We start from the raw sequence: 25,927 nt of genomic DNA, 5'->3' as shown, positions 1-25,927 counted from the left end.
ATTTGCGATTGCCGTTTGCGGTGCGGCCTCTGCCGTGCCACCATGCAAGCACTATCGCTCGCATTATCATGAAAACCATTGAGCATGAACCGCCCCGATCCTGACGAACTGCTCGACAAGCTGCAACGCGACGAAGAAAAGCGTCAACGGGGCAGGCTGAAGATTTTCTTCGGCGCCTCGGCGGGCGTCGGCAAGACCTATGCGATGCTGCAAGCCGCGCGCCGCCGTGCCGACGAAGGCACGGACGTGGTGGTCGGCATCGCCGAAACGCATGGCCGGGGCGAAACCGCTGCGCTGCTCGAAGGCCTCGACGTATTGCCGCTCGCGGTGATCGAGTATCGCGGCCGCAAGCTCGGCGAATTCGATCTCGACGCGGCGCTTGCCCGCAAGCCGCAACTGATTCTCGTCGACGAGCTCGCGCATTCGAACGTGCAGGGCGCACGGCATCTGAAGCGCTGGCAGGACGTCTACGAACTGCTCGACGCGGGCATCGACGTCTACACCACGGTCAATGTCCAGCATCTCGAAAGCCTGAACGACGTGGTCGGCCAGATCACCGGCATCCGTGTCTGGGAGACGGTGCCCGACCGGGTGTTCGATCGCGCCGACGAAGTCACGCTGGTTGACCTGCCCGCCGAGGAACTCCTCGACCGGATGCGCGACGGCAAAGTGTATTTGCCGCAGCAGGCCGAGCGCGCGGTGCGCAACTTCTTTCGCAAGGGCAATCTGATCGCGCTGCGCGAGCTTGCGTTGCGCCGCACCGCGGACCGTGTCGATGCGCAGATGCGGGAGTATCGCGCCGACCGTTCGATCGAGCGGATCTGGCAGGCTCGCGAGCGCTTGCTGGTGTGCGTCGGTCCGGGTCCCGAAGCGCCCATGCTGGTGCGCGCGGCGGCACGCCTCGCCGCCAGCCTGAAGGCCGACTGGATCGCCGTGTATGTGGAAACGCCCGCACTGCAGCGCTTGCCCGACGCGCGCCGCGAACGCACGCTGAACGCCCTGAAGCTCGCCGCCGAGCTCGGCGCCGAAACCGCGACGCTGGCAGGCACCGACGCGGTCGCTGCGCTGATCGGCTACGCGCAGGCGCGCAACGTCTCCAAGCTGGTGGCCGGCGCGTCGGCCCGTACGGGTTTCAGGCGCTGGGTGCGCCGGCCTCTCGGCGAGCGCATTGCCGAACGCGCGGGCGATCTCGATCTCACGCTGATTCGCGCGTCGTCGGAACGCGACGGCGGCGAGCAGCGCCGCCTGCTCAACACCACGGCGAATGCATGGCGCGAAGCGCTGAGCACGGCGCGCGAACGCCGTTCGCCGCCGCGCGCCTACGGTTTCGCGCTGGCGATTTGCGCGGCTATTACGCTGCTGTCGAGCCAGCTGATCGACCATATCGATCTGACCAACCTTGTCATGCTGTACCTGCTCGGCGTGATCTTCACGGCGGTGAAGCTGGGGCGCGGGCCGGGTGTCGTGCTGTCGTTCATGAGCGTGGCCGCGTTCGATTTCTTTTTCGTGCCGCCGCGCATGTCGCTGTCGGTGTCCGATACGCAATATCTGCTGACTTTCATCGGCATGCTGTTGACCTCGCTCGTCATCAGCCATCTCACGTCGAGCTTGCGCCGCGAGGCGAGCGTCGCGCGGCGTCGCGAGCAACGCACCGGCGCGATGTATGCGATGGCGCGTGAACTGGCGGCGGCGCTGACCACCGAGCAGATCGTCGGCATCGGCAGCCGGCATGTCAGCGAAGTGTTCGGCGCGCGTGTCGCGATCCTGTTGCCGGACAGTGTCGATCAGGTGAAGCAGAAGATCGAAGACCCCGACGCGACGATCACGCTCGAAGGCGAGATGCTCGATATCGACGTCGGCCAATGGGTCTACGATCAGCAGAAGCCGGCCGGACACGGTACCGATACGCTGCCGGCCGCCGCCGCGCTGTACTTGCCGCTGAAGGCGCCAATGCGCACACGTGGCGTGCTCGCGGTCGTGATGCGCGACGAGCGCGAGCTGGACGTGCCGGAGCAACAACGCATGCTCGACGCATTCGCCGCGCAAATCGCGCTGGCGCTGGAGCGAGTGCATTACGTCGACATCGCGCGCGACGCGCTCGTCAATATGGAATCGGAGCGTTTGCGCAATTCGCTGCTGTCGGCGATCTCGCACGACCTGCGTACGCCGTTGACGACGATCGTCGGCTTCTCGTCGATGCTGGCGCAATCGCGCGAAGCGCATCCTGGCGCGCAACCCGGTGACGATCTCGTCGACGCGATTCACGAAGAGGCGCTGCGCATGACCGGCATCGTCACGAATCTGCTCGACATGGCGCGCCTGCAGGCAGGCAGCCTGCAACTGAATCAGCAATGGACGCTTCTCGAGGAAACGGTCGGCGCCGCGCTGCGGGCCTGCAAGCGCGTGCTGGCGAATCATCCGGTGCAAGTGAAGCTGCCGGCGGATTTGCCGCTGCTGCATCTGGATGCCGTGCTGATGGAGCGGCTCTTTTCGAACCTGTTCGAGAACGCGGCCAAATATACGCCGCCGGATACGCCGTTGACGATCGGCGCGCAGCGTCTGGACGCCGATGGCAAATCGTTCGTTCGTGTCGCGGTCGACGATAACGGCCCCGGTCTGCCGGCCGGCATGGAAGCGCGGGTGTTCGAGAAATTCACGCGCGGCGAGAAGGAGTCGGCCAAGCCCGGCATCGGCCTTGGCCTCGCGATCTGCCGCGCGATCGTGGAAGCGCACGGCGGTACAATCGGCGCGCTCAATCGTCTGTCGCCGGACGGGCGCGTCGAAGGCGCGCGCTTCTGGTTCACGTTGCCGGTGGAAACGCCGCCCGAAGCGCCAGATGCGCTGGAAGACGAAGACGCCGACGTTTTGCCCGAGCGCGACTCAACTCCTAACCTGCTTTCCAAGCCTAGCCATGAGTGACCCGAGCATCACCGTCGTCCTGATTGAAGACGAAAAGCAGATTCGCCGCTTTGTGCGAACAGCACTGGAAGGCGAGGGCATCGTCGTGCACGACGCCGAGACCGGCAAGCAAGGCCTCGTCGAAGCCGCCACGCGCAAACCCGATCTCGTCATCGTCGATCTCGGCTTGCCCGATACCGACGGTCTCGATGTGATTCGCGAGTTGCGCGGCTGGAGTGAGTTGCCCGTTATCGTGTTGTCGGCGCGCACTCAGGAAACCGAGAAAGTCGCAGCGCTCGACGCCGGCGCGGACGATTACCTCACCAAGCCATTCGGCGTTTCCGAACTGCTGGCGCGAATTCGCGCGCATATGCGGCGCCGCAATCAGGGTGGCGCGAATGAATCGCCGCTGGTGCGCTTCGGCGCGGTGACGGTCGATCTGGCCTTGCGTCAGGTGACCCGCGACGGCGCCGCCATCCATCTCACCCCGATCGAGTACCGCCTGCTCGCGACGCTGGTGCGCCATGCGGGCCGTGTGCTGACGCACCGGCAATTGCTGCGCGACGTGTGGGGACCCTCCCATGTGGAGAGCCATCATTATCTGCGTATCTACATGGCGCATTTGCGCGGCAAACTGGAGCGCGACCCGGCGCAACCGGAGCACATCGTCACGGAAACGGGTGTGGGCTACCGGCTGGTTGGCGCGGTTTGACGTGAATTTGATATAATTACATATCGTAAGGACGACCTTACGCATCTGCTTCAAACGGGGACGGCCCCATCTGACCATGGAGCTGTCTCATGTCCTGGATTCTTCTGCTGATTGCCGGTTTGCTCGAAGTTGCCTGGGCGGCCGGTCTTAAAACCTCCGAAGGCTTTACCCGGCTGTGGCCGTCCGTATTCACGCTCGTGACCGCGCTCGGCAGTTTCGTTCTGCTTGCCATGGCGATGCGCCAGTTGCCGCTCGGCACGGCCTACGCCGTGTGGACGGGGATCGGCGCGGTCGGCGCATTCATCTTCGGCATCGTCATGATGGGCGAGGCCTTGACGGTCGCGCGGGTGGCGAGCGCGGCGCTGATCGTGATCGGACTGATCGGGTTGAAGCTGTCGTCGGGGCATTGAGCCCTCATTGAAACCACGCTGTTCAGGCGGATTATCCTGTCCGCACGTGTCCGCGCGCGCTCGAACCGGACGCCAACTGCTTGTCATTAGAGGCCACCATTTGTTCGCCACTCTGCGTTCTGCGAATTAACGTGGCTATAATGAGATCGAATCCAACCTGAAATTGTCCGCGGCCTGGTTGGCGCGGCCGGCTTGGCGCGGGTCTGACGACTTCGGTGTGGCAGCTCCCCTTGTTTTGCCCGTCGAAGCGCCCGGCACGCACAGCGCGCCTGGAGGCGGCCATGCTTGAATCACTTTCGCTCGCTGCGGGCCTCTCATGGGGCAGCGGTCTGCGCCTCTATCTGACAGTCCTGCTGGCCGGCGTGTTCGCACGTCTTGGCTTCATCCATCTTCCCGATACGCTGTCCGCGCTGTCATCGCCGTGGGTCATTGGCGTCGCCGGTGTGCTGACGGTCACTGAATTTCTCGCCGACAAGATTCCCGCGTTCGATTCCCTATGGGACGCGGTTCATACCTTTATCCGCATTCCCGCCGGCGCGGTGCTCGCGGCCGGCGCGCTCGGCCATGCCGATCCGGCACTGCTGACAGTCGCGGCGCTCGCGGGCGGCACACTGGCGGGTACCGCGCATCTGGCCAAAGCGGGCACGCGCGCGCTGATCAATCTGTCGCCGGAACCGGTGTCGAATGTCGTGACCTCGACGGCTGAAGACGGTCTCGTGTTCGGTGGCATGCTGCTCGCGCTATTCGTGCCGCTTCTGTTCCTGGTATTGATGGTGGGCTTCCTGATGCTGGCCGGCTGGGCGTTGCCGCGTCTGTGGCGTGGGGTGCAGGGCGGTTTTCGCGGGATGGCGACGCATATGGTGTCGCGCTTTGCCAGGAGTCGGCACGATTGAGCGATACGGTACGGGGTGTGACGGCGCGGGCGGCCTCGGTGCCCACGCGCCGCTTGGGCGGCGCGGACCTGCTGCGCCAGGCCATCCGCATGACGGCGCGCGACTGGCGCGCGGGCGAGTTGACCATGCTGCTGCTGGCGCTGGTGCTGGCCGTCGCGGCGTTGTCGAGTGTCGGCTTTCTGGCTGACCGTCTACACCAGGGGCTTGAGCGCGATGCACGGCGCATGATCGCCGCCGATTTCATCGTACGTGCCGATCATCCGGTCGATCCGCAGTTCGCGCAGCAGGCGAGCGCGCTCGGTTTGAATACCGCCAGCACGGCGATCTTCCCCAGCATGATCAACTCCACCGGCGCGCAGCCGGTCTCGCGGCTGGCCGCCGTCAAGGCGGTGTCGCCGGGCTATCCGTTGCGCGGTGAATTGCGGATCGCGTCGGCGCCGGGCGCAGTGGACCATCCCACTCATTCGATTCCTGCGCCGGGTACGGTATGGGTCGATCAGGCATTGCTCGATGCATTGAAGCTGCACGTCGGTGACGCCGTGAAGGTTGGGTCGCGCAGCTTCACGATCGGCGCGATGATTACGCGCGAACTCGATCGCGGTTTCTCCTTCGTCAATTTCTCGCCGCGTTTGATGATGCGCGCCGACGATGTAGAGGCAACCGGCCTCATCACTTTCGGCAGCCGTGTCACATACAGGTTGCTGGTGGCGGGCCAGGATGCAGCGGTGGCGCGCTTCGCGCAATTCGCGCATGACAGGGTGGACGGCGGCAAGATGCGTGGCGTCGCGCTCGAGTCCTTGCAGGACGGCCAGCCGCAGGTGCGTCAAACGCTCGATCGCGCGAGTCACTTCCTCACGCTCGTCTCGTTGCTCACCGCGTTGCTCGCGGCGGTGGCGATCGCGATGGCCGCGCATCGGTATATGCGCCGGCATCTGGACGGCTGCGCGGCGATGCGCTGTCTCGGCGTCAGTCAGTCCACGCTGCGCACCTTGTTCACGCTTGAGTTCATCGGCCTGGGTTTGGCCGGCGGCGCGCTGGGCGTGGTGCTCGGTTATCTGGGGCACATGGCGTTGCTGACGTGGCTCGGCAGTCTGATCGACGTCACGTTGCCGTACCCCACCGCCTGGCCTGCTCTCGAAGGTATCGCAGCCGGTCTTGTGCTGCTGCTCGGTTTCGCGTTGCCGCCGCTATTGCCGCTCACGCGCGTGCCGCCGGTGCGCGTGCTGCGTCGCGAATGGGGCGAAGCGGGGCGCACCGCGTGGGCCGCCTATGCGCTTGGCATCGCGTTGTTTGGCGCGCTCCTGATCGTCGCCGCGGGCGAGTTGAAGCTGGGCGGCATTGTCGCGGGCGGTTTTGCCGGTGGACTGCTGGTGTTCGCGTGTATCGCGCGACTGGCGTTGTGGGGCGCGTCGCGCGTGGTGCGCAGCGAGCGCGTGAACGCGGGTATCGGCTGGCGCTACGCGCTGGCGTCGCTGGAGCGGCGCAGCGGTGCGAGCGCGTTGCAGATCACCGCGCTCGGCATCGGTCTGATGTGCCTCCTGCTGATCGCGATGACGCGTAACGATCTCGTGGCCGGCTGGCGCAAATCGACGCCGCCCGATGCGCCGAACGAATTCATCATCGACATCCAGCCCGATCAGCGCGACGCCGTCACGCAGTATCTGGGCACGCACGGCGTGTCCGGCACCGTGCTCTCGCCGATGGTGCGCGGCCGGCTGATCGCGATCAACGGCAAGCCGGTCAATCCGGATTCGTTCAAGGGCGATGACGCCAGGCGCCTCGTCGATCGGGAATTCAATCTGTCGTACACGACCGAGCTGCCCGACGACAATCGTCTTTCCGCCGGCACCTGGTATGGCGAGACGAAGACGCCGCAGATTTCGATCGAGCAGGGACTCGCGAAGCTGATCAACGTAAAGCCTGGCGATACGCTGCGCTTCGATGTGACGGGTCTGCAAATCGATGCGCCGGTGACGAGTGTGCGCAAGCTCGACTGGGGCTCGTTCAAGGTCAACTTTTTCGTGCTGATGCCGCCGGCCGCCTTGCAGGATTTCCCGGCGACCTTCATCACCAGTTTCCATTTGCCACCGGAAAAACAGTCGACCATCGACGGCTTGATCGCCGCCTATCCGAACCTCACTGCAATCGACACCGGTCCGATTCTCGCGCAGGTGCAGCGTGTCTTGCAGCAGGTGATCGGCGCAGTGCAGTTCCTGTTCGCGTTCACGCTCGCGGCCGGCGTGCTGGTGCTCTACGCGGCGCTTGCCGGCACGCGCGATGAGCGTATGCGAGAATCCGCGCTGCTGCGCGCGCTGGGCGCCTCGCATCGCCAGGTGCGGGCGGTGCAGATCGCCGAGTTCGTGGCGGTGGGGGCGCTCGCGGGGTTGATGGCGGCGCTCGGTGCCCAGGTGATCGGCTGGTTGCTGGCGACGCGGGTGTTCGAGTTCTATCTGAGCTTCGATCCCTGGCTGTTGCCGGCGGGTATCGCAGCCGGGATCGCCTGCGCGGGCGTGGGCGGCTGGATCAGCTTGCGGCATGTGCTGACGCGGCCCGCGTTGCAATCGCTGCGGGATGCGTGATTTTTCTCTTCTGGTTTTTTTGTGATTGGGTATGAGCGATCTTAACGACGAAGTGTCCGCGGCACAGCCGACGGCCTTCGAGCTGGTAGGCGGCGAAGCGCGCGTGCGCGAACTGGTCGACCGGTTTTATGACCTGATGGATCTCGAAACGGAATTCGCCGGGATCCGGGCCTTGCATCCGGAATCGCTCGATGGTTCGCGCGACAAGTTTTTCTGGTTCTTGTGCGGCTGGATGGGCGGACCCGATCATTACATCAGCCGCTTCGGCCATCCCAGATTGAGGGCGAGGCACATGCCGTTTCCGATCGCGTCCAGCGAGCGGGACCAGTGGCTGCGCTGCATGGCGTGGGCGATGCAGGACGTCGGGCTCTCCGAGCCGTTGCGGGAACGCTTGCTGGCGTCGTTCTTCGAGACGGCAGACTGGATGCGCAATCGCAATGGTTGAACGGGCGGCCGTGCAGGAAGCGGCGGAAGTGCGCGCGGTTCTCGACTGCTGGTTTGGCGCTCCGGATACGCCCACCTTCGGCCAGACGCGCAAGCTCTGGTTTGCCCGCGATCAGACCTTCGATGCGATGCTGCTGGAACGCTTCGGGCCACTAATCGACGCGGCGCTCGAAGGTACGCTCGACAGCTGGACGGAAACGCCGCTCGGCGCGTTGGCGCTGGTCATCGTGCTGGATCAGTTTTCCCGCAATTGTCATCGCAATACACCGCGCGCTTTCGCGGCGGACCATCGCGCGCTGCGCGTCGCGCAACAGATGATCGCAAGCGGTGCCGATCTCGTATTGCCTACCGCGCATCATCGTGCGTTCGCATACTTGCCGTTCGAACACGACGAAACGCTCGCCAGCCAGCACGAATCGGTGCGTCTTTTCACGCGGTTGAAGTCAGAGCCGGGCGGTGCATCGTATTACTCGTCGGCGGTCCAGCACGCCAGAATCATCGAGCGTTTCGGACGCTTTCCACATCGCAATGCGGTGCTCGGGCGCCCGTCGACGGATGAAGAAGCCGCCTTCCTGAAACAACCCGGCTCGTCGTTCTAGCTGCGAGGGAACCACCCGGACACGGGCCCCGTGCCGTGTGCCGTGGTGTGTTATTCGCCTTGCGTGGGTGTGGCCGGCGTCCGCACGAACACACGCAGCAGTTCGTCGGTGTCGCCCGGGCGCGCACCCGACCAGAACAGCCGCCAATCGCCTGCCGGCGCGCGAGCATTGTCGCGGCGGCTCTGGTCGATCAGCCACGTGCACTCGGTCGCCGCGGTGTTGGCGACCGGTTGATGCTCGATCCCGGTGTAGTAGTACAGCATCGGCGCTTCGGATTCGCCGAGCCCCTTGCTGGCCATGCAATCGCCGTCGTTCCATTCGATATTCATGCTGGCGCCGAGATTCTCGAACACGGAGCGGTAACTCTTCGCATAGTCGAGCCAGGGCAGCAGCAGCGTGCTCACCAGTCCCCACGCGAGAATCGCGCCGCTGCACCAGCTCAGCGCGCCGCGCCATTTGCCGGTGTGCCTGAAAACCGGCAGCAGCCACAGCCAGCCTAGCGTCATCAGCAGTGCGGCTGCGATCAGCGCGGGCTTGACCGGCAACACCCAGTCGAGCGGCAACCAGCGGCCGAGCCAGTGCAGCGACGCATGCGTGTTGGCCGGGTCGCTCATGATCGACCAGATGATCCATGCGAGCACAGCCGTGCTGCCGAACAGCACGCGGCTTGCCATGTCCCAGCCTGCGTGCAGGCGTTGCGGCAGCTTGTCGATGCCTTGCATCGCCACGAGGGCGAGCGGGGCGATGAACGGCAGAATGTACAGCTCGCGCACCGTTGCCGACGTCTGCAGTACAGCGAAACCGGTACCTGCGAAAATTACCGGCAGCGCCACGCGCGGATCGCGCCGGCGGCGCCATCCGCCGCCGGCGAGCGCGGCCACCGCGAGCGGCACGACCGGAAAGCCGACGCTCAGCACGGTGCGCAGCACGAACCAGTGGCTTTCGTTTTCAGAGCCGAGTTCCGCCACCGAAAAGCCAAAGAAGCGGCCGATGTTGTTGTCCCACAGCCAGACCTTGAAAAGCGCCTCGGAGCGCAGATAGAAGCAGATCGGCCAGATTAGCGCGAAGGGCGCGCAGACCAGCGCGGCGACGCCGAGCGCCCCTGCAAAGCTGCGAGTACGGCAGGCGGGATACAGCACCAGTACGGCGGCCGCGGTCGCACCGAATACCAGCGGCACGAACAGGCCCTTGGCCAGCAAGGACACGCCGACGCCCGCGCCGAACATCGCCGCGCCGCTCAGAATTGCGTGACGCCGGCGGCGCTCGTCGACCGGCAGCAGGCGCGCGTCGTCGCGCAGATGCACCAGCACCAGTTCGAACAGTCCGCAGAAACCGAGCGCGGCGCCGGCCATCAGCGCGACGTCGGTCATCATGTCGTGCACGTGCTTGATGACGACGAGCGTGCTCGCGAACAATGCCAGCGTGCCGATCACGCGGATATCGAACCAGCTGGACGCAGCTACCGCGCGACGTGCGACGCGTGCCGTGTAGTAGACGGTCAGGCCGGCGAAGAGCGCACTCGCGAGGCGTGCAGCGTCATGCGGCGGCAGGTAGCGGCCGAACATCCACGCGAGGCCGGCGGCGACCCAGTCGTAGATCGGCGGTTTTTCCACGAAGGGCTGGCCGGCGTTGGTCGGCACGACCAGATCGCCGGTATCGAGCATGTGCTGGATGATGCCGAACGTGTAGGTCTCGTCCTGCTTCCACGGCTCGTGACCCAAGGTGCCGGGCAGGAGCCACGCACACAGAATCACCAGAGCGACCAGCCACATGAGCGGACGGGCAGCCGTGAGCGCACGCAAGCGCCGGGCGCCACGCGAAGCGGGAACCGGCGCCGCAGCGCCTGGCGCGGCGGGCCTTGCGGGCGCTGCAGCGTCGACGGCGGCGGTATGGCCGTCCGGCAAGACCGCGCCGGATTCGGCGAGCGGTGCCGGGCCGGAATGCGTGCCCGGCGCACCGTCGGCAGGGCCGGCAAGTGCAGGTGTCGCAACCGCGACGTCCCCCGTGCGCCAAGGCGCGGATGGGTTTTCGTACATGAGAATCTCTGATTGCCCTATGCGGCGACGTGGGCCGCGGGCTTGTGGTCTGGCTGTGCATCGCATACGGCTGCATGCGAATGCTGCGATTGTAGACCCAGTTTGTTACGGACGATTACAGAATAAGCGAAGAATATCGTGGCGAATCGAACGGATTGCGCCGATTCCTCGCCAAATCGACGGGAATGGGGAGTCGGAAGGGGAAAACGGCCGCGTGAACCGCTGGCCGTGCAGGCAGGGAGCAGGGCGCTCTGCAGCCCGCCTAGCGTCCGCCGGTGACGTCGAGCAGTGCGCCTGTCACGTACGAGGCGGCGTCGCTCAGCAACCAGACGATCGACTCGGCGACTTCGTCGGCGCTGCCGGGGCGGCCGAGCGGCGTGGTCGCGCCGAGCTGGGCGGCGCGCTCGGGTTTGCCGCCGCTCGCGTGGATTTCGGTATCGATCAGGCCGGGGCGCACCGCGTTCACGCGCACGCCCTGCGGGCCGAGTTCTTTGGCGAGGCCGAGCGTCATGGTGTCGACGGCGCCTTTCGAGCCGGCATAGTCGATGTATTCGTTCGGCGAGCCCAAACGCGCGGCCGCCGACGAGATGTTCACGATCACGCCCCCGTTGCCGCCCCGGGTCGTCGACAGGCGGCGCGCGGCTTCGCGTGCGCACAGGTAGGCGCCGAGCACGTTGACGTCGAACATGCGCTTCAGACGCGCGAACTCCATGTCGGCAAGCTGGCTCGACGGCGCGACGATTCCGGCATTGTTGACGAGCGCGTCGAGCCGGCCGAACTTCTGCTGGACCGCGTCGAACATCGCGATCACATCGCCTTCGCTGGCGACGTCGCCGGCAATCGCCAACGCGTGGCCACCGGCGCGTTCCACGTCGGCCACGGTTTCCTGCGCCGCCGCGAGGTTTTGCGCATAGTTCACGCCCACCGACCAGCCGCGCGCGCCCAACAAACGTGCGGTTGCGCGGCCAATGCCGCGGCTGCCACCGGTGATCAGAACGGTTTTCGTCATCGCAACCTCATGGTTTGGCGGTGGCCGCGGGAGTGCGCGGCCAAGGTTCATTCAGCGGGGTGAAGGGCGCGTCAGGCGGGCTTGGCTCAAACAGCGTCGCGTTTGATTGCCCATTTGTCACTGGTAGGCGGCTGATAGCGTTGCAGCTTGTCGATCAGCGCGACCGGGTCGGCATCTTTCTGCAGGATGTCGAAGTAGGTCTGCCGCATGAAGCCCTCGTCCACCGTGTGTTTGAGCAGCGCGATCAGCGGATCGTAGAAGCCGTCGATATTCAGCAGTGCCACCGGCTTCTGGTGATAGCCGAGTTGCGCCCACGTATAGACCTCGAACAGTTCTTCGAGCGTGCCCGCGCCGCCCGGCATGGCGACGAACGCATCGGACAGATCGGCCATCATCTTCTTGCGATGATGCATATCGGGTACCACGTGCAACTCGGTCAAGCCGTTATGGCCGACTTCCTTGTTGAGCAGCAACTCGGGAATCACGCCGATTGCGCGGCCGCCTTCGGCCATCACCGTGTCGGCGATCACGCCCATCAGGCCGACCTTGCCGCCGCCATAGACGAGCGCGAGATCGGCCTGCACCAGCGCGCGGCCAAAGGCGCGCGCGGCTTCAGCGTACAACGGTCTGGCTCCGTCGGAGGAGCCGCAATACACACACACCGACTTCATGCTCAAACGTCCTTCGGTTCGTTGCGGGGCGCGGCGCCTTCCTTCGGTGGCAGGTAGTCGTAGAACTCGCGCTTGGGCAGCTTGCCTGACACGAGGTCGTCGAAAATCTGCCGCGAGCGGCCGCGCAGATAAGGCGCCATCAGCGACACGATCTGCACGCTCACCTGATGCAGTTCGGCGCGAATGGTTTCCTGCTCGTTGTATTTACGCGGGTTCATCACGAACTGGTACGACAGCCAGTACGTTGCGATCACGCCGATGTTGGTGGCGATCACATTCAGTTCTTCGGGCGTCGCGACCATTTCGCCGTCCGTCACGAGCTGCTCGCAGAACTGGCTCGCGAACCGCACCTTGTGGCTGATGATCTGCTTGAAGTGCGTTTCGAGCGTGCGGTTGCGCGCCAGCAGATCGTTCAGATCACGATACAGGAAACGATAGCGCCACGTGAAATCGACCATGTACTGCAGATACGACCACATCTCGTCGATGGTCGCGCGGTGATCGTCGGGAAAGCGCAGACGCTTTTCGATCTCCTGCTCGAACTGACTGAAGATGCTGTTGATGATGTCGTCTTTGTTGCGGAAGTGGTAGTACAGGTTGCCTGGACTGATTTCCATTTCCTCGGCGATCGTCGTCGTCGTGACGTTCGGCTCGCCGATTTCGTTGAACAGTTTCAACGACAGTTCGAGGATCCGTTCGCGGGTGCGGCGGGGAGGTTTGGCTTCCATGTCGTCCGGCCCTGGTTACGCCGGGCTGGGCGCGTGGCGGCTTGCCGCTCTAGCGTGATCCACCCGGACGCGGTTGGTATATTGAGCGCCCCAGCGATTTTCTGTGGGGCTGTCGGACGATTATAAACCGACCGTTCTAATACCAAGCGGATACTCAGGGTTTTCATTCTTTGGCGCGGCGGATGGGGTGTGCGAGGCGGCGCAGGGCGGCGGCCGCCGTCACACTCATAGCCACGCCCTGATCCAGTGCACGACGAGCGGGCCGACGATCAGCCCCCATGTCATCACGCACATGCCGAGCGCGACCATCACCGCCGCGCTGCCAAGATCCTTGGCGCGGCGCGACAACTCGTGGCGCTCGAGCGAAATCCGGTCGATCGCCGCCTCGACGCTCGAATTCAGCAGTTCGACGATCAGCACCAGCAGTACAGAACCGAGCAGCAACACGCGCGACACGGGATCGACCGGCACCAGCACGCCGCACGGAATCAGGATCGCGGCGAGCGTGAGCTCCTGGCGAAACGCGCTTTCCTCGCGGATCGCCACGCGAAACCCGGCAAGCGAATTTTTCATCGCGTGCCACGCGCGGGTCAGGCCGCGATTGCCCTTGTACGGGTTGAAGGGGAGCGGCGCGAACGGGTCGTCGGGGCTGAGCGGTTCGTGGTGGGGCTCGTGATCGATGTCCCCGGGCCGTTCGGGACCCTCGGAACCCGCGCCGTTCATGCCGCGCAAACCGTTCGCGTGATGAGCATGATTCGGCGCGCCGTGCTCGCTCACGTCTTCGAACGGCTCGATGCTGGCGTCGTCGCTGCCGGCTTTGACAGCGCGCAACGCGCCGTTCGACGTGCGCGCTGCGTTGGAGTGTCGGGTTGGCATAAGCGGCTCGGCGCGTCGCTTCATGCGGCGGCGCTTTCCTCGCTATACGACGTGCGCGGCAGCGGTTTCAGATGTGCCGCGAATTGCTCGGACGCCGCAGCCCACGAGAAGCGTTCGGCCCACGCGCGTGCATGGCTGCGTTCGATCTTCAGCGCTTCGAGGCAGGCCTCGCGCAAGTCTTCGTGCATGGCGCCCGCGCCGCCGTCACCGAGCACGTCGATCGGACCGGTCACCGGATACGCCGCGACCGGCGTGCCGCAGGCCAGCGCTTCGAGCAGCACGAGCCCGAACGTATCGGTGCGGCTCGGGAACACGAATACGTCGGCGGCGGCATAGACCTTGGCCAGTTCGGCTTGCGTCAGGACGCCCAGGTAATTCGCTTGCGGATAGCGCGACTTCAGTTCGGCGAGTGCGGGGCCTTCGCCCGCGACCCACTTCGAGCCGGGCAGATCGAGCTTGAGAAACGCCTCGACGTTCTTTTCGACCGCCACCCGTCCCACATACAGAAAGATCGGCCGCGCGGTGTTGAGCACCTTCGAGTCCATCTGATGGAAGATGTCGAGATCGACGCCGCGAGTCCACAGCACCACGTTGGTGAAGCCGAACTTTTCGAGGTCGGACTTGACCACCGGCGTGGGCGCCATCACCGCCAGCGACGCCTTGTGGAACCAGTGCAGAAACTTGTAGGTAAGCCCAAGCGGAATGCCGAAACGCGCCTGCACGTACTCGGGAAAGCGCGTGTGATAGGCGGTCGTGAACGGCAGCTTGTGCTGGATTGCATAGGCGCGCGCGGCCATGCCGAGCGGGCCTTCGGTGGCGATGTGCAGCGCGTCGGGCGCGAATTCGTCAATGCGCTGGCGCAGCTTGCGGCGCGGCAGCAGCGACAGGCGAATCTCAGGATAGGTCGGGCACGGGATCGTCTTGAATTCGAGCGGCGTCAGCAAGTCGACGCGGTGGCCGAGTGCGGTGAGCTCGCGGGTGGTGTTTTTCAGCGTACGCACGACGCCATTGACCTGCGGTTCCCATGCGTCGGTGACGATCATGATCTTCATCGGTTTCGGCCCAATAGAAGTGGAGAGGGACTACGCGGTCGCCCGGGCTTTCTGCACGCTGACTTCCGGCGCGCGCATCACAGTCCAGTAGATCACCTTGAGTTCGCCTTCATACGTCTCGACGAGTGCCGACAGGCTTTCGACCCAATCGCCGTCGTTGCAATACAGCACACCGTCGATCTCGCGGATTTCCGCTTTGTGAATGTGCCCGCAGACCACGCCGTCGCAACCGCGGCGGCGTGCTTCGTCGGTCATCACGCGCTCGAACGACGAGATGAAATTGACCGCGTTCTTCACCTGATGCTTCAGGTACTGCGACAGCGACCAGTACGGAAAACCGAGGCGGCTGCGGATCCGGTTGAACCAGCGGTTCAGGATCAGGATCATCGTGTAGAGCGTGTCGCCGAGATAGGCGAGCCACTTGGCGTGCTGGATCACGCCGTCGAACAGATCGCCATGCACGATCCACAGGCGCTTGCCGGCGAGCGTGGTGTGGAACGCTTCGCCACGCACGTGGATGTCGCCGAACGCGAGGTCGCAGAACTGACGCGCGGCTTCGTCGTGATTGCCCGGCACGTAGATGACCTGGGTGCCTTTGCGCGCTTTGCGCAGCACCTTCTGCACGACGTCGTTGTGCGCCTGCGGCCAGTACCAGCCTTTTTTCAGCTGCCAGCCGTCGATGATGTCGCCCACCAGGTACAGATATTCCGACTCGTTGTGCCGCAGGAAGTCGAGCAGATACGGCGCCTGACAACCGCTTGAGCCGAGGTGGATATCGGACAGCCAGATGGTGCGATAGCGGTGCGGTTCGCCGTGCTCATCGTCCTGATGGCCGGCTTGCGCGTCGAGTGGCAGTGACGGCACAGGCAAGGACCGTCCGTGACTAGGGTTGGGTTCCGGGCGGAACGCGACAGGGTCGACGCTCGGGCCGGTCTGGCGGAACAGGGAAGTCGCGGACGTTTTGGGGTCCATGGCTCACGCGTCGAGTTGCGGTGCCCGTATTGCGCCAGTCGCGCGTGACCGTGCCGTGACAGTCACGAGAAGTTCTTATTACTGTGTCGGGAGGAGGGGGCGGCGCAACGGGAGCGCCGGCGCGGGAAGAAGCGTCGTGGCAGGCGGTACACGCTGTCAGGCAAACGCGAACCGCGGGCGCGTGAATGCCCGGGGGCTGGCTTGCTCAGCGTGCGACGCTAACGATCCGCGTACCGGCGAGGCGGTCGTGCAGGAATTGGCGCTGCGGATCGAAGCGGCCGGTGGCGGCCCACAGCACGAACCAGATCGCGGCGATCACCAGCGTCTGCGGCACGGAGAGACCCAGCAGCGGATGCAGTGCGAGCGGCGGCAAAAACCACAGCCACGCCAGCACGTAACGAACGACCGCGCGTCCCGTGGACAGCGGCGCGCCGTTGGCCGCGACAACGCGCAGATGCCATGTTTTCATCGGCAGTGTCTGGCCGCTGTGGGTCCAGAACCAGACGAAATACAGACCGACCACGAGGCCGATCCATGCCGCGAGCAGGTTGTGATGGGTGAGGCCGTTGCGCTGCTGCGTCAACGTGCTGAACAGATAGGCCGCAATGAAGACGACGCCGAACAGGATCACGGCTTCGTAGAGCAGCGTGGCGAGGCGCCGGCGCACCGTGGGGGCAATGCAGGATGAATCGGCGGGCAGTGTCGAGGTGGCGAGCGGTTGGGACACGGTCGGGGCTCCGTTCAGGAGCCGTTGAAGATCGACGGCGCCTCGGACGGCGAAACCGGCACCGGAATGGCGGGCACGAAACTGCCCGCTGCCGGAATCGCCGGCGTGGTGGCGGGGCTCGGCAGCGCGGCGGCAGCCGCGGCACTCGCCGCTGCGGCGCCGCTCGCCTCGTGCTCCCGGGCGTTGACGAGGCGATCCAGACCCTTGATCTCGGTCTTGCCGGAGGGCGGTGCGCTCACCACGCTCGGCCGGCGCTTACGCTCGCTCGCCGCGAGCCGCTCCTTCTGCTCTTCCGGCAATTGCTGATAAGCCTTCCAGGCGTTCTGGCGGGTTTCGCGCGGCAATTCCTTCGACACCTGGTAGTTTTCGCGTGCAACACGCCGCTGATCGGGTGTCATGCGCACCCATTCAGTCATTCGGTCATGCAGGCGTTTTTGGTCTTCAGGCGACAACTTCGGGTAACGTGATGCGATCTTGACCCATTTGCGCTTGCGCTCTTCGCTAAAGGAGTCCCATTGGCTGGCGAACGGCGCGAGTGCGACGTGGTCGGCCGCGCTCAGGCGGGACCATGCCATCGGACTCTTGCTGCCGGGCAGGCCCGGCAGTTCGACAGCGAGGGTGGGCGCGGGGGCCTTGGCGGGCGCGTTGCCGCCTGCGGCAGGCGCGCTGGCGGTCGACGGGCTCGGATAAAAGCGCGGATACGTCGCGGCAAACGACACCAGGGCCGCGATCGCGCATCCGAAAACAACGGCCAAGCCGCGCTTGTAACTCACCCGAAGAATCTCCCGCTCAGTGGGCGCGTGATAGGTACGCGTTGAAACCGTGGTCGAGATAGGCATTGAGCGGCAAGTCGTCGCTTAGCATGGCTGCATCGATATCGGCGAGTTCGGCGGTGCGTTGCTGGTCTTCCCAGTAGGCGATAGCCACGAGGCTGACGACCAGCGCGACGAGCGGCCACGCAAGCGCAAAGCGGCGCAGCGGCGAACGGCGGCGCTGTGGCATGTCGACTTGCGGCATGCCAGCCGGCATGCCGGCACCGGCGAAAGCGGGCACGAACACCGGCGCGCTCACGGCTTCGGGCTTCTTGCGGGCAAGCGCGGCGCGGCGCGCCACAGCGAGCCGGTCGACGGTGGCGGCGGGGATACTGGCGGCGTTTTCGTCGAGCGCGCGGCGCACCTGGCGGGCGAACTCGAGTTCTTTGGTTTCTAGGGAGCTCATAGCGTGATTCCTTTAGCCTTGAGCGCTTGCGCCAGCGTGTGCGTGGCCCGCGAGCAATGCGTTTTCACGCTACCCTCGGAGCAGCCCATCGCGGCGGCAGTCTCGGCGACATCCATATCTTCCCAATAACGCATGAGAAACGCCTCCCGTTGACGTGCCGGTAATTTTTGGATCTCGTCGTCGATTAACTGTAAGACCTGTTCGCGTTCGAGTTTCTGTTCGTTGCTCTCGGAGCCCGCCGAGCCTTGCTGTGCCTCGAATGTTTCGAGGGGGTCGAATTCGTCGTCGTCGGCGTTGCCGAGCGAAGAAAACAGACTAACCCAAGTATTGCGCACTTTCGCACGACGGAAATAGTCGTGCATCGCATTCTGGAGAATACGCTGAAACAGGAGCGGAAGTTCGGCGGGAGGACGGTCGCCGTATTTTTCGGCGAGCTTGATCATCGCGTCCTGCACGATATCGAGCGAGGCGTCGTCGTCCCGCACGGCGTAGACCGTTTGCTTGAATGCGCGCCTTTCGACGCCCGCCAGAAAATCGGCGAGTTCCTTGTCTGATGCCATCCGTTTGGGGGTCGGCGCAGCGTGCGTGCGCGTAATCGGTCGAAAAATGTCGTAAAACTCGCGGATGCTAACAAACTTTCGCTCCGCTGGGGCGAAACCCGCCCTACCTTGCATCTCTATAACAGGTTTTCGGTCGTTTTTATTCATTAGTGAGATTCGGGGGTGCCCGCCAGGGCAATATTTGCTTGACCGCGCGGACATCTGCAGATATCGTCGCTGGTTCGCAACATAAGTGACTTGTCTCAATTGAGGTGTGGCCCAAGAAGCTCACCTGTCAACTGGACGCGCCGCTTGAACCCGAGCCACAAGCCCGGCAGAGAGCACCCGATCAATTTTTTGCCGAAAATTCGAAAGGTGAATAAATGAATATGCCCAGCGCGGAATTCTCCACGTCGGATACGACCCCCCATCCCGAAGCTGACTCTATCGGCGCCACCGTGCTCATGAAGGCACTGGCCGACGAAGACGTCGAGTTTGTCTGGGGCTATCCCGGCGGCTCGGTACTCTACATTTACGACGAGCTGTACAAGCAGGACAAATTCCAGCACGTCCTCGTGCGCCACGAACAAGCCGCAGTCCACGCCGCTGACGCCTATGCGCGTTCCACCGGCAAAGTGGGTGTGTGCCTCGTGACCTCCGGTCCCGGCGTCACCAATGCGGTGACCGGCATCGCCACCGCCTACATGGACTCGATTCCGCTGGTGGTGATCAGCGGCCAGGTGCCGACTGCCGCAATCGGTCAGGATGCGTTCCAGGAGTGCGATACGGTCGGCATCACGCGTCCCTGCGTGAAGCACAACTTCCTCGTGAAGGACGTGCGCGACCTCGCCGCTACCGTCAAGAAAGCTTTCTATATTGCCCGTACCGGCCGGCCCGGCCCGGTGCTGATCGACATTCCGAAAGACGTGTCGAAGACGCCGTGCCAGTACGAACCGCTCAAGACCGTTTCGCTGCGCTCGTACAACCCGGTCACGAAAGGACACTCCGGCCAGATCCGCAAGGCGGTTGCCTTGCTGCTGTCGGCCAAGCGTCCGTACATTTACACCGGTGGCGGCATCATCCTCGCGGATGCGTCGCGTGAGCTGAACCAGTTCGCCGATCTGCTCGGCTATCCCATTACCAATACGTTGATGGGTCTGGGCGGCTACCGCGCGAGCGACAAGAAATTCCTCGGCATGCTCGGCATGCACGGCACGTACGAAGCCAACATGGCGATGCAGCACTGCGACGTGCTGATCGCGATCGGCGCACGCTTCGACGACCGTGTGATCGGCGACCCGGCGCACTTCGCTTCGCGCCCGCGCAAGATCATCCATATCGACATCGATCCTTCTTCCATCTCCAAGCGCGTCAAGGTCGATATTCCGATCGTCGGCGACGTGAAGGAAGTGCTGAAGGAGCTGATCGAGCAGCTGCAAACGGCCGAGCATGGCCCCGACACCGCGGCGCTCGCCGACTGGTGGAAGGACATCGAAGCCTGGCGCGCCAAAGACTGCCTGAAGTTCGACCGCAAGAGCGACATTATCAAGCCGCAGTACGTGGTGGAAAAGGCGTGGGAGCTGACCGACGGCAATGCCTTCGTGTGTTCCGACGTCGGCCAGCACCAGATGTGGGCGGCGCAGTTCTATCGCTTCAACAAGCCGCGCCGCTGGATCAATTCCGGTGGCCTCGGCACGATGGGCTTCGGCCTGCCGGCGGCGATGGGCGTGAAGATGGCGCACCCGGACGACGACGTGCTCTGCATCACGGGCGAAGGCTCGATCCAGATGTGTATCCAGGAACTCTCGACCTGCAAGCAGTACGAGACTCCGGTGAAGATCATTTCGCTGAACAACCGCTATCTGGGCATGGTGCGCCAGTGGCAGCAGATCGAGTACAGCAAGCGCTATTCGCATTCGTACATGGATGCGCTGCCTGACTTCGTGAAGCTCGCCGAAGCGTACGGCCATGTCGGCATGCGTATCGAACGCACGGCCGACGTGGAGCCGGCGTTGAAGGAAGCGCTGCGCCTGAAAGATCGCACGGTGTTTCTCGATTTCCAGACCGATCCGACCGAAAACGTCTGGCCGATGGTTCAGGCCGGCAAGGGCATCACTGAGATGCTCATGGGATCGGAAGATCTATAACGACGGCGCGTTGAGATAAACGCAGCGTTGGCTTCGTCATGCACGCCTTCACAAAGGGCGAAAGCGGACGAAGCGGCGCGAACCGGCTCGCATACATCGACAAAACATCTGGAAGAAGCGAAACATGAGACACATCATTTCAGTCCTGCTGGAAAACGAACCGGGCGCGTTGTCACGCGTGGTTGGTCTGTTCTCGGCACGCGGCTACAACATTGAAACCTTGACGGTGGCTCCGACCGAAGACCGTTCGCTGTCGCGCATGACCATCGTCTCCATTGGCTCGGACGACGTGATCGAACAGATCACGAAGCATCTGAACCGCCTGATCGAGGTGGTGAAAGTGGTCGACCTTACCGAGGGCGCCCACATCGAGCGCGAGCTGATGTTGATCAAGGTGAGGGCGGTCGGCAAGGAACGTGAGGAGATGAAACGGATGTCGGATATTTTCCGCGGCCGCATCATCGACGTCACAGAAAAGACCTACACGATCGAACTGACGGGCGCGAGCGACAAGCTCGATGCCTTCATCGAAGGGATCGACGCGACCGCGATTCTCGAAACCGTCCGCACGGGCAGTTCGGGTATCGGCCGCGGCGAGCGCATTCTGAAGGTTTGACGCGCGCGCTGAGTTGCGGTTATTGAGCGTCTTAAGCGTCTTAACCGTCTCGATCGAAGCCGGGCAGTGCCTGCACCTCGCGCCGCCCGGCCAGCAACACAACATTCGCAGTATTTGTATTTCACTGATTTCACCGAATTTAGCCAAGGAACCGACATGAAAGTTTTCTACGACAAGGACGCCGACCTCTCCCTCATCAAGGGCAAGCAAGTCACCATCATCGGCTATGGCTCGCAAGGCCATGCTCACGCGCTGAACCTGAAGGAAAGCGGCGTGAACATCACGGTCGGTCTGCGCAAGGGCGGCGCATCGTGGAGCAAGGCTGAGAACGCCGGCCTGCAAGTCAAGGAAGTGGCGGAAGCCGTCAAGGGCGCGGACGTCGTCATGATGCTGCTGCCGGACGAGCAGATCGCTGAAGTCTACGCAAAGGAAGTGCACGCTAACGCCAAGCAAGGCGCGGCACTGGCCTTCGCACACGGCTTCAACGTGCACTACGGTCAAGTGATCCCGCGTGCCGACCTCGACGTGATCATGATCGCGCCGAAGGCACCGGGCCACACGGTTCGCGGCACGTACTCGCAAGGTGGCGGCGTGCCCCACCTGATCGCAGTTGCGCAAGACAAGTCGGGCGCAGCACGTGACATCGCATTGTCGTACGCAGCAGCGAACGGCGGCGGCCGTGCCGGCATCATCGAGACGAATTTCCGTGAAGAAACGGAAACCGACCTGTTCGGCGAACAAGCCGTGCTGTGCGGCGGTACGGTCGACCTGATCAAGGCCGGCTTCGAAACGCTGGTGGAAGCCGGCTACGCGCCGGAAATGGCGTACTTCGAGTGCCTGCACGAACTGAAGCTGATCGTCGACCTGATCTACGAAGGCGGCATCGCGAACATGAACTACTCGATCTCGAACAACGCCGAATATGGCGAGTACGTGACGGGTCCGCGTATCGTGACGGCTGAAACGAAGAAGGCGATGAAGGCTGTGCTGACGGACATCCAGACCGGCGAGTACGCAAAGAGCTTCATCATCGAAAACAAGGCCGGCGCACCGACGTTGCAATCGCGCCGCCGTCTGACGGCCGAGCACCAGATCGAAACGGTGGGCGCGAAGCTGCGTTCGATGATGCCGTGGATCGCTGCGAACAAGCTCGTCGACCAGTCGAAGAACTAAGAAGCCAGCTTTACCGCATCTGACCGGCGCGGCGCATCGTCGCTGCAGCCGGTAATGCAAAAAGCCGTCCAAGGGTGCTGAACCCTGGGCGGCTTTTGCTATCCTACGGTTTTACAAAAATACTGAAGCCATCCATGAATTACCCTCATCCGATCATCGCGCGAGAAGGCTGGCCGTTCATCGCCATCGCGGCCGTTGTTGCTTTACTGGTTCACGCCTTCGCGGGGTTCGGCATTGCATGGCTGTTCTGGCTGATCCTGATCTTCGTGGTGCAGTTCTTCCGCGATCCGGCACGCCCGATTCCGACCCAGGCGAATGCCGTGCTGTGTCCGGCCGACGGCCGTATCGTCGCGGTCGAAACAGCGCATGACCCGTATGCCAACCGTGAAGCGCTGAAAATCAGCGTGTTCATGAACGTTTTCAATGTCCACTCGCAACGCTCGCCGGTGGATGGCGCGATCTCCAAGGTCGAATATTTTCCGGGCGCGTATCTGAATGCCGCTGTGGACAAGGCTTCGACCGAAAACGAGCGCAACGCGGTGGTGATCGAAATGGCCGGCGGCCAGACGGTGACCTCGGTGCAGATCGCCGGCCTGATCGCACGCCGTATTCTTTGCTACGTGCGGGCGGGTGAGCCGCTCACGCGTGGTCAACGTTATGGATTTATCCGGTTTGGCTCGCGCGTCGACGTGTATCTGCCGGTTGGCAGCCGTCCGCGGGTGTCGATCGGCGAGAAGGTTTCCGCGTCGTCCACGATCCTCGCTGAACTATAAAGCGGCACCAAGGAGGTTTTCCGAATGGCCGCATTCAAACCGCGTCGACCCCGTAACAGTGGACCGCTCCCGCGTCCGTTCCGCCGTAACAAGCCGATCGTGGCGGAGTCGCCGGCAGTCGACAGCCGGCGCGCGCAGCGTCAGCAGTTCCTGAGAAAACGTGGCATCTATCTGCTGCCGAACGCGTTCACCACCGCCGCGCTGTTCTGCGGTTTCTTCGCCGTGGTGCAGGCAATGAACGTGCGCTTCGAAATCGCGGCGATCGCGATCTTCGTGGCGATGGTGCTGGACGGCATGGACGGGCGCGTTGCCCGTATGACCCATACGCAGAGTGCATTCGGCGAGCAGTTCGACAGCCTCTCGGACATGGTGTCGTTCGGCGTGGCCCCGGCGCTCGTGATGTACGAGTGGATTCTGAAGGATCTCGGGCGCTGGGGCTGGCTTGCCGCGTTCGTCTACTGTTCAGGGGCGGCGTTGCGGCTCGCGCGCTTCAACACCAACATCGGCGTGGTCGACAAGCGTTTCTTCCAGGGCATGCCGAGTCCGGCTGCCGCGGCGTTGATCGCCGGTTTCGTGTGGCTCGCCACCGACAACCGCGTGCCGCTCAAGCTCGTGTGGCTGCCGTGGGTTGCCTTTGTGCTGACCATCTACGCGGGTGTGACGATGGTGTCCAACGCGCCGTTCTACAGCGGCAAGGCGCTCGACGTGCGGCATCGCGTGCCGTTCGGCGTGATTCTGCTGGTGGTGGTGGCGTTCGTGCTGGTGTCGTCCGATCCGCCGCTGATGCTGTTTGGCCTGTTCGTGCTGTACGGCCTGTCGGGCTACGTGTTCTGGGGCTACCAGGCGCTGCGGGGCCGGGCGAATCCGGCTCGCTCCGTGGCGCGGGACAGATAAAACGCCTCCGTCGGTGCATGAAAGCGACATGAGAAAACGGCAGCCTTTCCAGGCTGCCGTTTTTCGTTCTGGGCCCCCTCCCGTGGTGCGCGGCAGGCAGGTCTGACGCCAATTGCACGATGAGGGGAATGCCGCTATAGTCGATTGATAAATGCGTTCGCGTTCCCATTTGAGCCACCACATGAGCCTCAACAAGCCGGTGCTCGGCGAGGCGCGCTAGTGCGGCGCGTTACCCTCGCTGATCGCTGGGTTTTTTGCCCTCCGTCTGCCTCGTCTGTGGTTTGTAGCGTCGCTAACGGTGGCGCAAACGCCAACATTCCAAGATCCGATCCCCGCAATTGACCGACTCCCCAGGAGACCCGACATGTCCGACAAACTGATCATATTCGACACTACGTTGCGTGACGGCGAGCAATCGCCCGGCGCGTCGATGACGAAGGAAGAAAAAATCCGTATCGCGAAGCAACTCGAACGGATGAAAGTTGACGTGATCGAAGCCGGCTTCGCGGCCAGCTCGAATGGCGACTTCGATTCGATCCAGACGATCGCGGGCCTGATCAAGGACAGCACGATCTGCTCGCTGGCCCGTGCCAACGACAAAGACATTCAACGCGCTGCGGACGCACTCAAACCGGCCGATCATTTCCGCATCCACACGTTCATCGCAACGTCGCCGCTGCATATGGAAAAGAAGCTGCGCATGACGCCGGATCAGGTGTTCGAGCAGGCGAAACTGGCGGTGCGATTTGCCCGCAAGTTCACGGACGACGTCGAGTTTTCGCCGGAAGACGGCAGCCGCTCGGACATGGACTTCCTGTGCCGTGTGCTGGAAGCGGTGATTGCCGAGGGCGCCACCACCATCAATATCGCTGACACGGTCGGCTATGGCGTGCCGGAGTTGTACGGCCAGCTGGTGAAGACGCTGCGCGAGCGGATTCCGAACTCGCATAAGGCGGTGTTCTCGGTGCACTGCCATAACGACCTTGGCATGGCGGTGGCGAACTCGCTGGCCGGCGTGCAGATTGGCGGCGCGCGCCAGGTCGAATGCACCATCAACGGTCTCGGCGAGCGCGCGGGCAATACGTCGCTCGAAGAAATCGTGATGGCGGTGAAGACCCGCAAAGATTACTTCGGCCTCGATATTGGTCTCGATACCACGCAGATCGTGCCGGCTTCGAAGCTGGTGTCGCAGATCACCGGTTTTGTCGTGCAGCCGAACAAGGCGGTGGTCGGCGCGAACGCATTCGCGCACGCGTCCGGCATTCACCAGGACGGCGTGCTGAAAGCGCGCGACACATACGAAATCATGCGTGCCGAAGATGTGGGCTGGAGCGCGAACAAGATCGTGCTGGGCAAGTTGTCGGGCCGCAATGCGTTCAAGCAGCGTCTGCAGGAACTGGGCATCGCGCTCGATAGCGAAGGCGAACTGAATACCGCGTTCGCACGCTTCAAGGAGCTGGCCGACCGCAAATCCGAAATCTTCGACGAGGACATCATCGCGATCGTCACCGAGGAATCGGCCGAAGCGCAGGAGAAAGAGCACTACAAGTTCCTGTCGCTGTCGCAGCATTCGGAAACCGGCGAGCAGCCGCACGCGAAGATCGTGTTCTCGGTCGAAGGTAAGGAAGTAACCGGGGAAGCGCGCGGCAACGGTCCGGTGGATGCAACGCTCAATGCGATCGAAACGGAAGTGGGAAGCGGGTCGGAACTGCTGCTGTATTCGGTGAACGCCATCACAACCGGTACGCAGGCGCAGGGCGAAGTGACCGTGCGGCTGTCGAAGAGCGGCCGGATCGTGAACGGTGTGGGCACCGATCCGGATATCGTCGCGGCTTCTGCGAAGGCTTATATCTCGGCGCTCAACAAACTGTATTCGAACGCCGACAAGTTGAATCCGCAACGTTCGGAGTGAAAGGGCCGGCGCGCCGGTTGCGTGCTAGCTGAAGCAGATTGACGCGAAA

Annotated in this window: 24 protein-coding genes; 13 read left to right on the top strand and 11 right to left on the bottom strand. The window is 63.5% G+C overall.

The genetic code is table 11. The features are described 5' to 3' along the window. The first annotated feature begins 84 nt into the window (after positions 1-84). From BCY88_RS18710 to BCY88_RS18680, 7 genes are all read left to right on the top strand, one after another. Positions 85-2,919, top strand: coding sequence for a DUF4118 domain-containing protein (locus BCY88_RS18710; RefSeq protein WP_120345704.1), 2,835 nt, complete (start codon positions 85-87; stop codon positions 2,917-2,919). After that, positions 2,912-3,610, top strand: a complete 699-nt coding sequence (kdpE, locus tag BCY88_RS18705) for a two-component system response regulator KdpE (protein WP_120345703.1) — start codon at positions 2,912-2,914, stop codon at positions 3,608-3,610. The genes BCY88_RS18710 and kdpE overlap by 8 nt, the downstream gene beginning before the upstream one ends. Before the next feature lie 89 nt (positions 3,611-3,699). Beyond that, positions 3,700-4,020: a quaternary ammonium compound efflux SMR transporter SugE gene (gene sugE, locus BCY88_RS18700; RefSeq protein ID WP_120345702.1), complete on the top strand. Its 321-nt coding sequence runs from the start codon at positions 3,700-3,702 to the stop codon at positions 4,018-4,020. Between the two features lie 281 nt (positions 4,021-4,301). After that, the gene (locus BCY88_RS18695; protein ID WP_120345701.1) at positions 4,302-4,913 is read left to right on the top strand and encodes a DUF4126 domain-containing protein; all 612 of its coding nucleotides are present in this window, start codon (positions 4,302-4,304) and stop codon (positions 4,911-4,913) included. Then, on the top strand, positions 4,910-7,492 hold the full coding sequence (locus tag BCY88_RS18690; protein ID WP_404935703.1) for an ABC transporter permease: 2,583 nt from the start codon (positions 4,910-4,912) through the stop codon (positions 7,490-7,492). Before BCY88_RS18695 ends, BCY88_RS18690 begins: the two co-directional genes overlap by 4 nt. Before the next feature lie 31 nt (positions 7,493-7,523). Next, positions 7,524-7,937: a group II truncated hemoglobin gene (locus tag BCY88_RS18685; protein WP_120345700.1), complete on the top strand. Its 414-nt coding sequence runs from the start codon at positions 7,524-7,526 to the stop codon at positions 7,935-7,937. After that, positions 7,930-8,535: a DUF924 family protein gene (locus BCY88_RS18680; protein ID WP_120345699.1), complete on the top strand. Its 606-nt coding sequence runs from the start codon at positions 7,930-7,932 to the stop codon at positions 8,533-8,535. The genes BCY88_RS18685 and BCY88_RS18680 overlap by 8 nt, the downstream gene beginning before the upstream one ends. Positions 8,536-8,585: 50 nt before the next feature. Here the strand turns inward: BCY88_RS18680 and BCY88_RS18675 are convergent, their stop codons facing one another. The 11 genes from BCY88_RS18675 to BCY88_RS18625 form a co-directional block, all read right to left on the bottom strand. Next, positions 8,586-10,571: an ArnT family glycosyltransferase gene (locus tag BCY88_RS18675; protein WP_120345698.1), complete on the bottom strand. Its 1,986-nt coding sequence runs from the start codon at positions 10,569-10,571 to the stop codon at positions 8,586-8,588. Positions 10,572-10,833: 262 nt separating this feature from the next. After that, positions 10,834-11,580 (bottom strand): SDR family oxidoreductase, encoded by a 747-nt coding sequence (locus tag BCY88_RS18670; protein ID WP_120345697.1) that lies wholly within the window; start codon positions 11,578-11,580, stop codon positions 10,834-10,836. A gap of 86 nt (positions 11,581-11,666) precedes the next feature. After that, on the bottom strand, positions 11,667-12,251 hold the full coding sequence (locus BCY88_RS18665; RefSeq protein ID WP_120345696.1) for an LOG family protein: 585 nt from the start codon (positions 12,249-12,251) through the stop codon (positions 11,667-11,669). Positions 12,252-12,253: 2 nt separating this feature from the next. Continuing rightward, a complete protein-coding gene (locus BCY88_RS18660; RefSeq protein WP_120345695.1) occupies positions 12,254-12,979 on the bottom strand; it encodes a TetR/AcrR family transcriptional regulator in 726 nt (241 codons plus the stop codon). 225 nt (positions 12,980-13,204) lie between these two features. Next, positions 13,205-13,855 (bottom strand): diacylglycerol kinase, encoded by a 651-nt coding sequence (locus BCY88_RS18655; protein WP_120345742.1) that lies wholly within the window; start codon positions 13,853-13,855, stop codon positions 13,205-13,207. Positions 13,856-13,875: 20 nt separating this feature from the next. After that, a complete protein-coding gene (locus BCY88_RS18650) occupies positions 13,876-14,907 on the bottom strand; it encodes a glycosyltransferase family 4 protein (RefSeq protein ID WP_120345694.1) in 1,032 nt (343 codons plus the stop codon). Positions 14,908-14,937: 30 nt separating this feature from the next. Beyond that, positions 14,938-15,879: a UDP-2,3-diacylglucosamine diphosphatase gene (locus BCY88_RS18645; RefSeq protein WP_120345693.1), complete on the bottom strand. Its 942-nt coding sequence runs from the start codon at positions 15,877-15,879 to the stop codon at positions 14,938-14,940. Between the two features lie 205 nt (positions 15,880-16,084). After that, positions 16,085-16,606 carry an RDD family protein gene (locus tag BCY88_RS18640; protein WP_120345692.1) on the bottom strand — a complete coding sequence of 174 codons (522 nt, stop codon included), beginning with the start codon at positions 16,604-16,606 and terminating at the stop codon, positions 16,085-16,087. A 14-nt stretch (positions 16,607-16,620) separates the two neighbouring features. Continuing rightward, positions 16,621-17,379, bottom strand: a complete 759-nt coding sequence (locus tag BCY88_RS18635) for a DUF3106 domain-containing protein (protein ID WP_120345691.1) — start codon at positions 17,377-17,379, stop codon at positions 16,621-16,623. Positions 17,380-17,395: 16 nt separating this feature from the next. Then, positions 17,396-17,824 (bottom strand): DUF3619 family protein, encoded by a 429-nt coding sequence (locus tag BCY88_RS18630; protein WP_120345690.1) that lies wholly within the window; start codon positions 17,822-17,824, stop codon positions 17,396-17,398. Next, positions 17,821-18,384, bottom strand: a complete 564-nt coding sequence (locus BCY88_RS18625; protein WP_063495282.1) for an RNA polymerase sigma factor — start codon at positions 18,382-18,384, stop codon at positions 17,821-17,823. The genes BCY88_RS18630 and BCY88_RS18625 overlap by 4 nt, the downstream gene beginning before the upstream one ends. A gap of 362 nt (positions 18,385-18,746) precedes the next feature. Here BCY88_RS18625 and BCY88_RS18620 point away from each other — a divergent pair, with 362 nt between their 5' ends. From BCY88_RS18620 to BCY88_RS18595, 6 genes are all read left to right on the top strand, one after another. After that, positions 18,747-20,510: an acetolactate synthase 3 catalytic subunit gene (locus tag BCY88_RS18620; RefSeq protein WP_120345689.1), complete on the top strand. Its 1,764-nt coding sequence runs from the start codon at positions 18,747-18,749 to the stop codon at positions 20,508-20,510. A gap of 124 nt (positions 20,511-20,634) precedes the next feature. Beyond that, complete coding sequence (gene ilvN, locus BCY88_RS18615) at positions 20,635-21,126, top strand: acetolactate synthase small subunit (RefSeq protein ID WP_011487482.1); 492 nt, start codon at positions 20,635-20,637, stop codon at positions 21,124-21,126. A 156-nt stretch (positions 21,127-21,282) separates the two neighbouring features. Continuing rightward, the gene (gene ilvC, locus BCY88_RS18610) at positions 21,283-22,299 is read left to right on the top strand and encodes a ketol-acid reductoisomerase (RefSeq protein WP_074763518.1); all 1,017 of its coding nucleotides are present in this window, start codon (positions 21,283-21,285) and stop codon (positions 22,297-22,299) included. Between the two features lie 134 nt (positions 22,300-22,433). Further along, complete coding sequence (locus tag BCY88_RS18605; protein ID WP_120345688.1) at positions 22,434-23,072, top strand: phosphatidylserine decarboxylase; 639 nt, start codon at positions 22,434-22,436, stop codon at positions 23,070-23,072. Between the two features lie 24 nt (positions 23,073-23,096). Continuing rightward, positions 23,097-23,966 carry a CDP-diacylglycerol--serine O-phosphatidyltransferase gene (gene pssA, locus BCY88_RS18600; RefSeq protein ID WP_120345687.1) on the top strand — a complete coding sequence of 290 codons (870 nt, stop codon included), beginning with the start codon at positions 23,097-23,099 and terminating at the stop codon, positions 23,964-23,966. Between the two features lie 364 nt (positions 23,967-24,330). After that, positions 24,331-25,878 (top strand): 2-isopropylmalate synthase, encoded by a 1,548-nt coding sequence (locus BCY88_RS18595; protein ID WP_120345686.1) that lies wholly within the window; start codon positions 24,331-24,333, stop codon positions 25,876-25,878. Positions 25,879-25,927: the final 49 nt, after the last annotated feature.

This window comes from Paraburkholderia fungorum (assembly GCF_003610895.1).
GTDB classification, from domain to species: Bacteria; Pseudomonadota; Gammaproteobacteria; order Burkholderiales; family Burkholderiaceae; genus Paraburkholderia; species Paraburkholderia fungorum_B.
Note: the sequence above shows the minus strand (reverse complement) of the source record. Positions and strands in the feature narration are given on the sequence as shown.

Coding starts and splice junctions, on each gene's coding strand:
- BCY88_RS18710 (WP_120345704.1), top strand. CDS start 85: ATGAACCGCCCCGATCCTGACGAACTGCTCGACAAGCTGCAACGCGAC.
- kdpE (WP_120345703.1), top strand. CDS start 2,912: ATGAGTGACCCGAGCATCACCGTCGTCCTGATTGAAGACGAAAAGCAG.
- sugE (WP_120345702.1), top strand. CDS start 3,700: ATGTCCTGGATTCTTCTGCTGATTGCCGGTTTGCTCGAAGTTGCCTGG.
- BCY88_RS18695 (WP_120345701.1), top strand. CDS start 4,302: ATGCTTGAATCACTTTCGCTCGCTGCGGGCCTCTCATGGGGCAGCGGT.
- BCY88_RS18685 (WP_120345700.1), top strand. CDS start 7,524: ATGAGCGATCTTAACGACGAAGTGTCCGCGGCACAGCCGACGGCCTTC.
- BCY88_RS18680 (WP_120345699.1), top strand. CDS start 7,930: ATGGTTGAACGGGCGGCCGTGCAGGAAGCGGCGGAAGTGCGCGCGGTT.
- BCY88_RS18675 (WP_120345698.1), bottom strand. CDS start 10,571: ATGTACGAAAACCCATCCGCGCCTTGGCGCACGGGGGACGTCGCGGTT.
- BCY88_RS18670 (WP_120345697.1), bottom strand. CDS start 11,580: ATGACGAAAACCGTTCTGATCACCGGTGGCAGCCGCGGCATTGGCCGC.
- BCY88_RS18665 (WP_120345696.1), bottom strand. CDS start 12,251: ATGAAGTCGGTGTGTGTGTATTGCGGCTCCTCCGACGGAGCCAGACCG.
- BCY88_RS18660 (WP_120345695.1), bottom strand. CDS start 12,979: ATGGAAGCCAAACCTCCCCGCCGCACCCGCGAACGGATCCTCGAACTG.
- BCY88_RS18655 (WP_120345742.1), bottom strand. CDS start 13,855: ATGCCAACCCGACACTCCAACGCAGCGCGCACGTCGAACGGCGCGTTG.
- BCY88_RS18650 (WP_120345694.1), bottom strand. CDS start 14,907: ATGAAGATCATGATCGTCACCGACGCATGGGAACCGCAGGTCAATGGC.
- BCY88_RS18645 (WP_120345693.1), bottom strand. CDS start 15,879: ATGGACCCCAAAACGTCCGCGACTTCCCTGTTCCGCCAGACCGGCCCG.
- BCY88_RS18630 (WP_120345690.1), bottom strand. CDS start 17,824: ATGAGCTCCCTAGAAACCAAAGAACTCGAGTTCGCCCGCCAGGTGCGC.
- BCY88_RS18625 (WP_063495282.1), bottom strand. CDS start 18,384: ATGGCATCAGACAAGGAACTCGCCGATTTTCTGGCGGGCGTCGAAAGG.
- BCY88_RS18620 (WP_120345689.1), top strand. CDS start 18,747: ATGAATATGCCCAGCGCGGAATTCTCCACGTCGGATACGACCCCCCAT.
- ilvN (WP_011487482.1), top strand. CDS start 20,635: ATGAGACACATCATTTCAGTCCTGCTGGAAAACGAACCGGGCGCGTTG.
- ilvC (WP_074763518.1), top strand. CDS start 21,283: ATGAAAGTTTTCTACGACAAGGACGCCGACCTCTCCCTCATCAAGGGC.
- BCY88_RS18605 (WP_120345688.1), top strand. CDS start 22,434: ATGAATTACCCTCATCCGATCATCGCGCGAGAAGGCTGGCCGTTCATC.
- pssA (WP_120345687.1), top strand. CDS start 23,097: ATGGCCGCATTCAAACCGCGTCGACCCCGTAACAGTGGACCGCTCCCG.
- BCY88_RS18595 (WP_120345686.1), top strand. CDS start 24,331: ATGTCCGACAAACTGATCATATTCGACACTACGTTGCGTGACGGCGAG.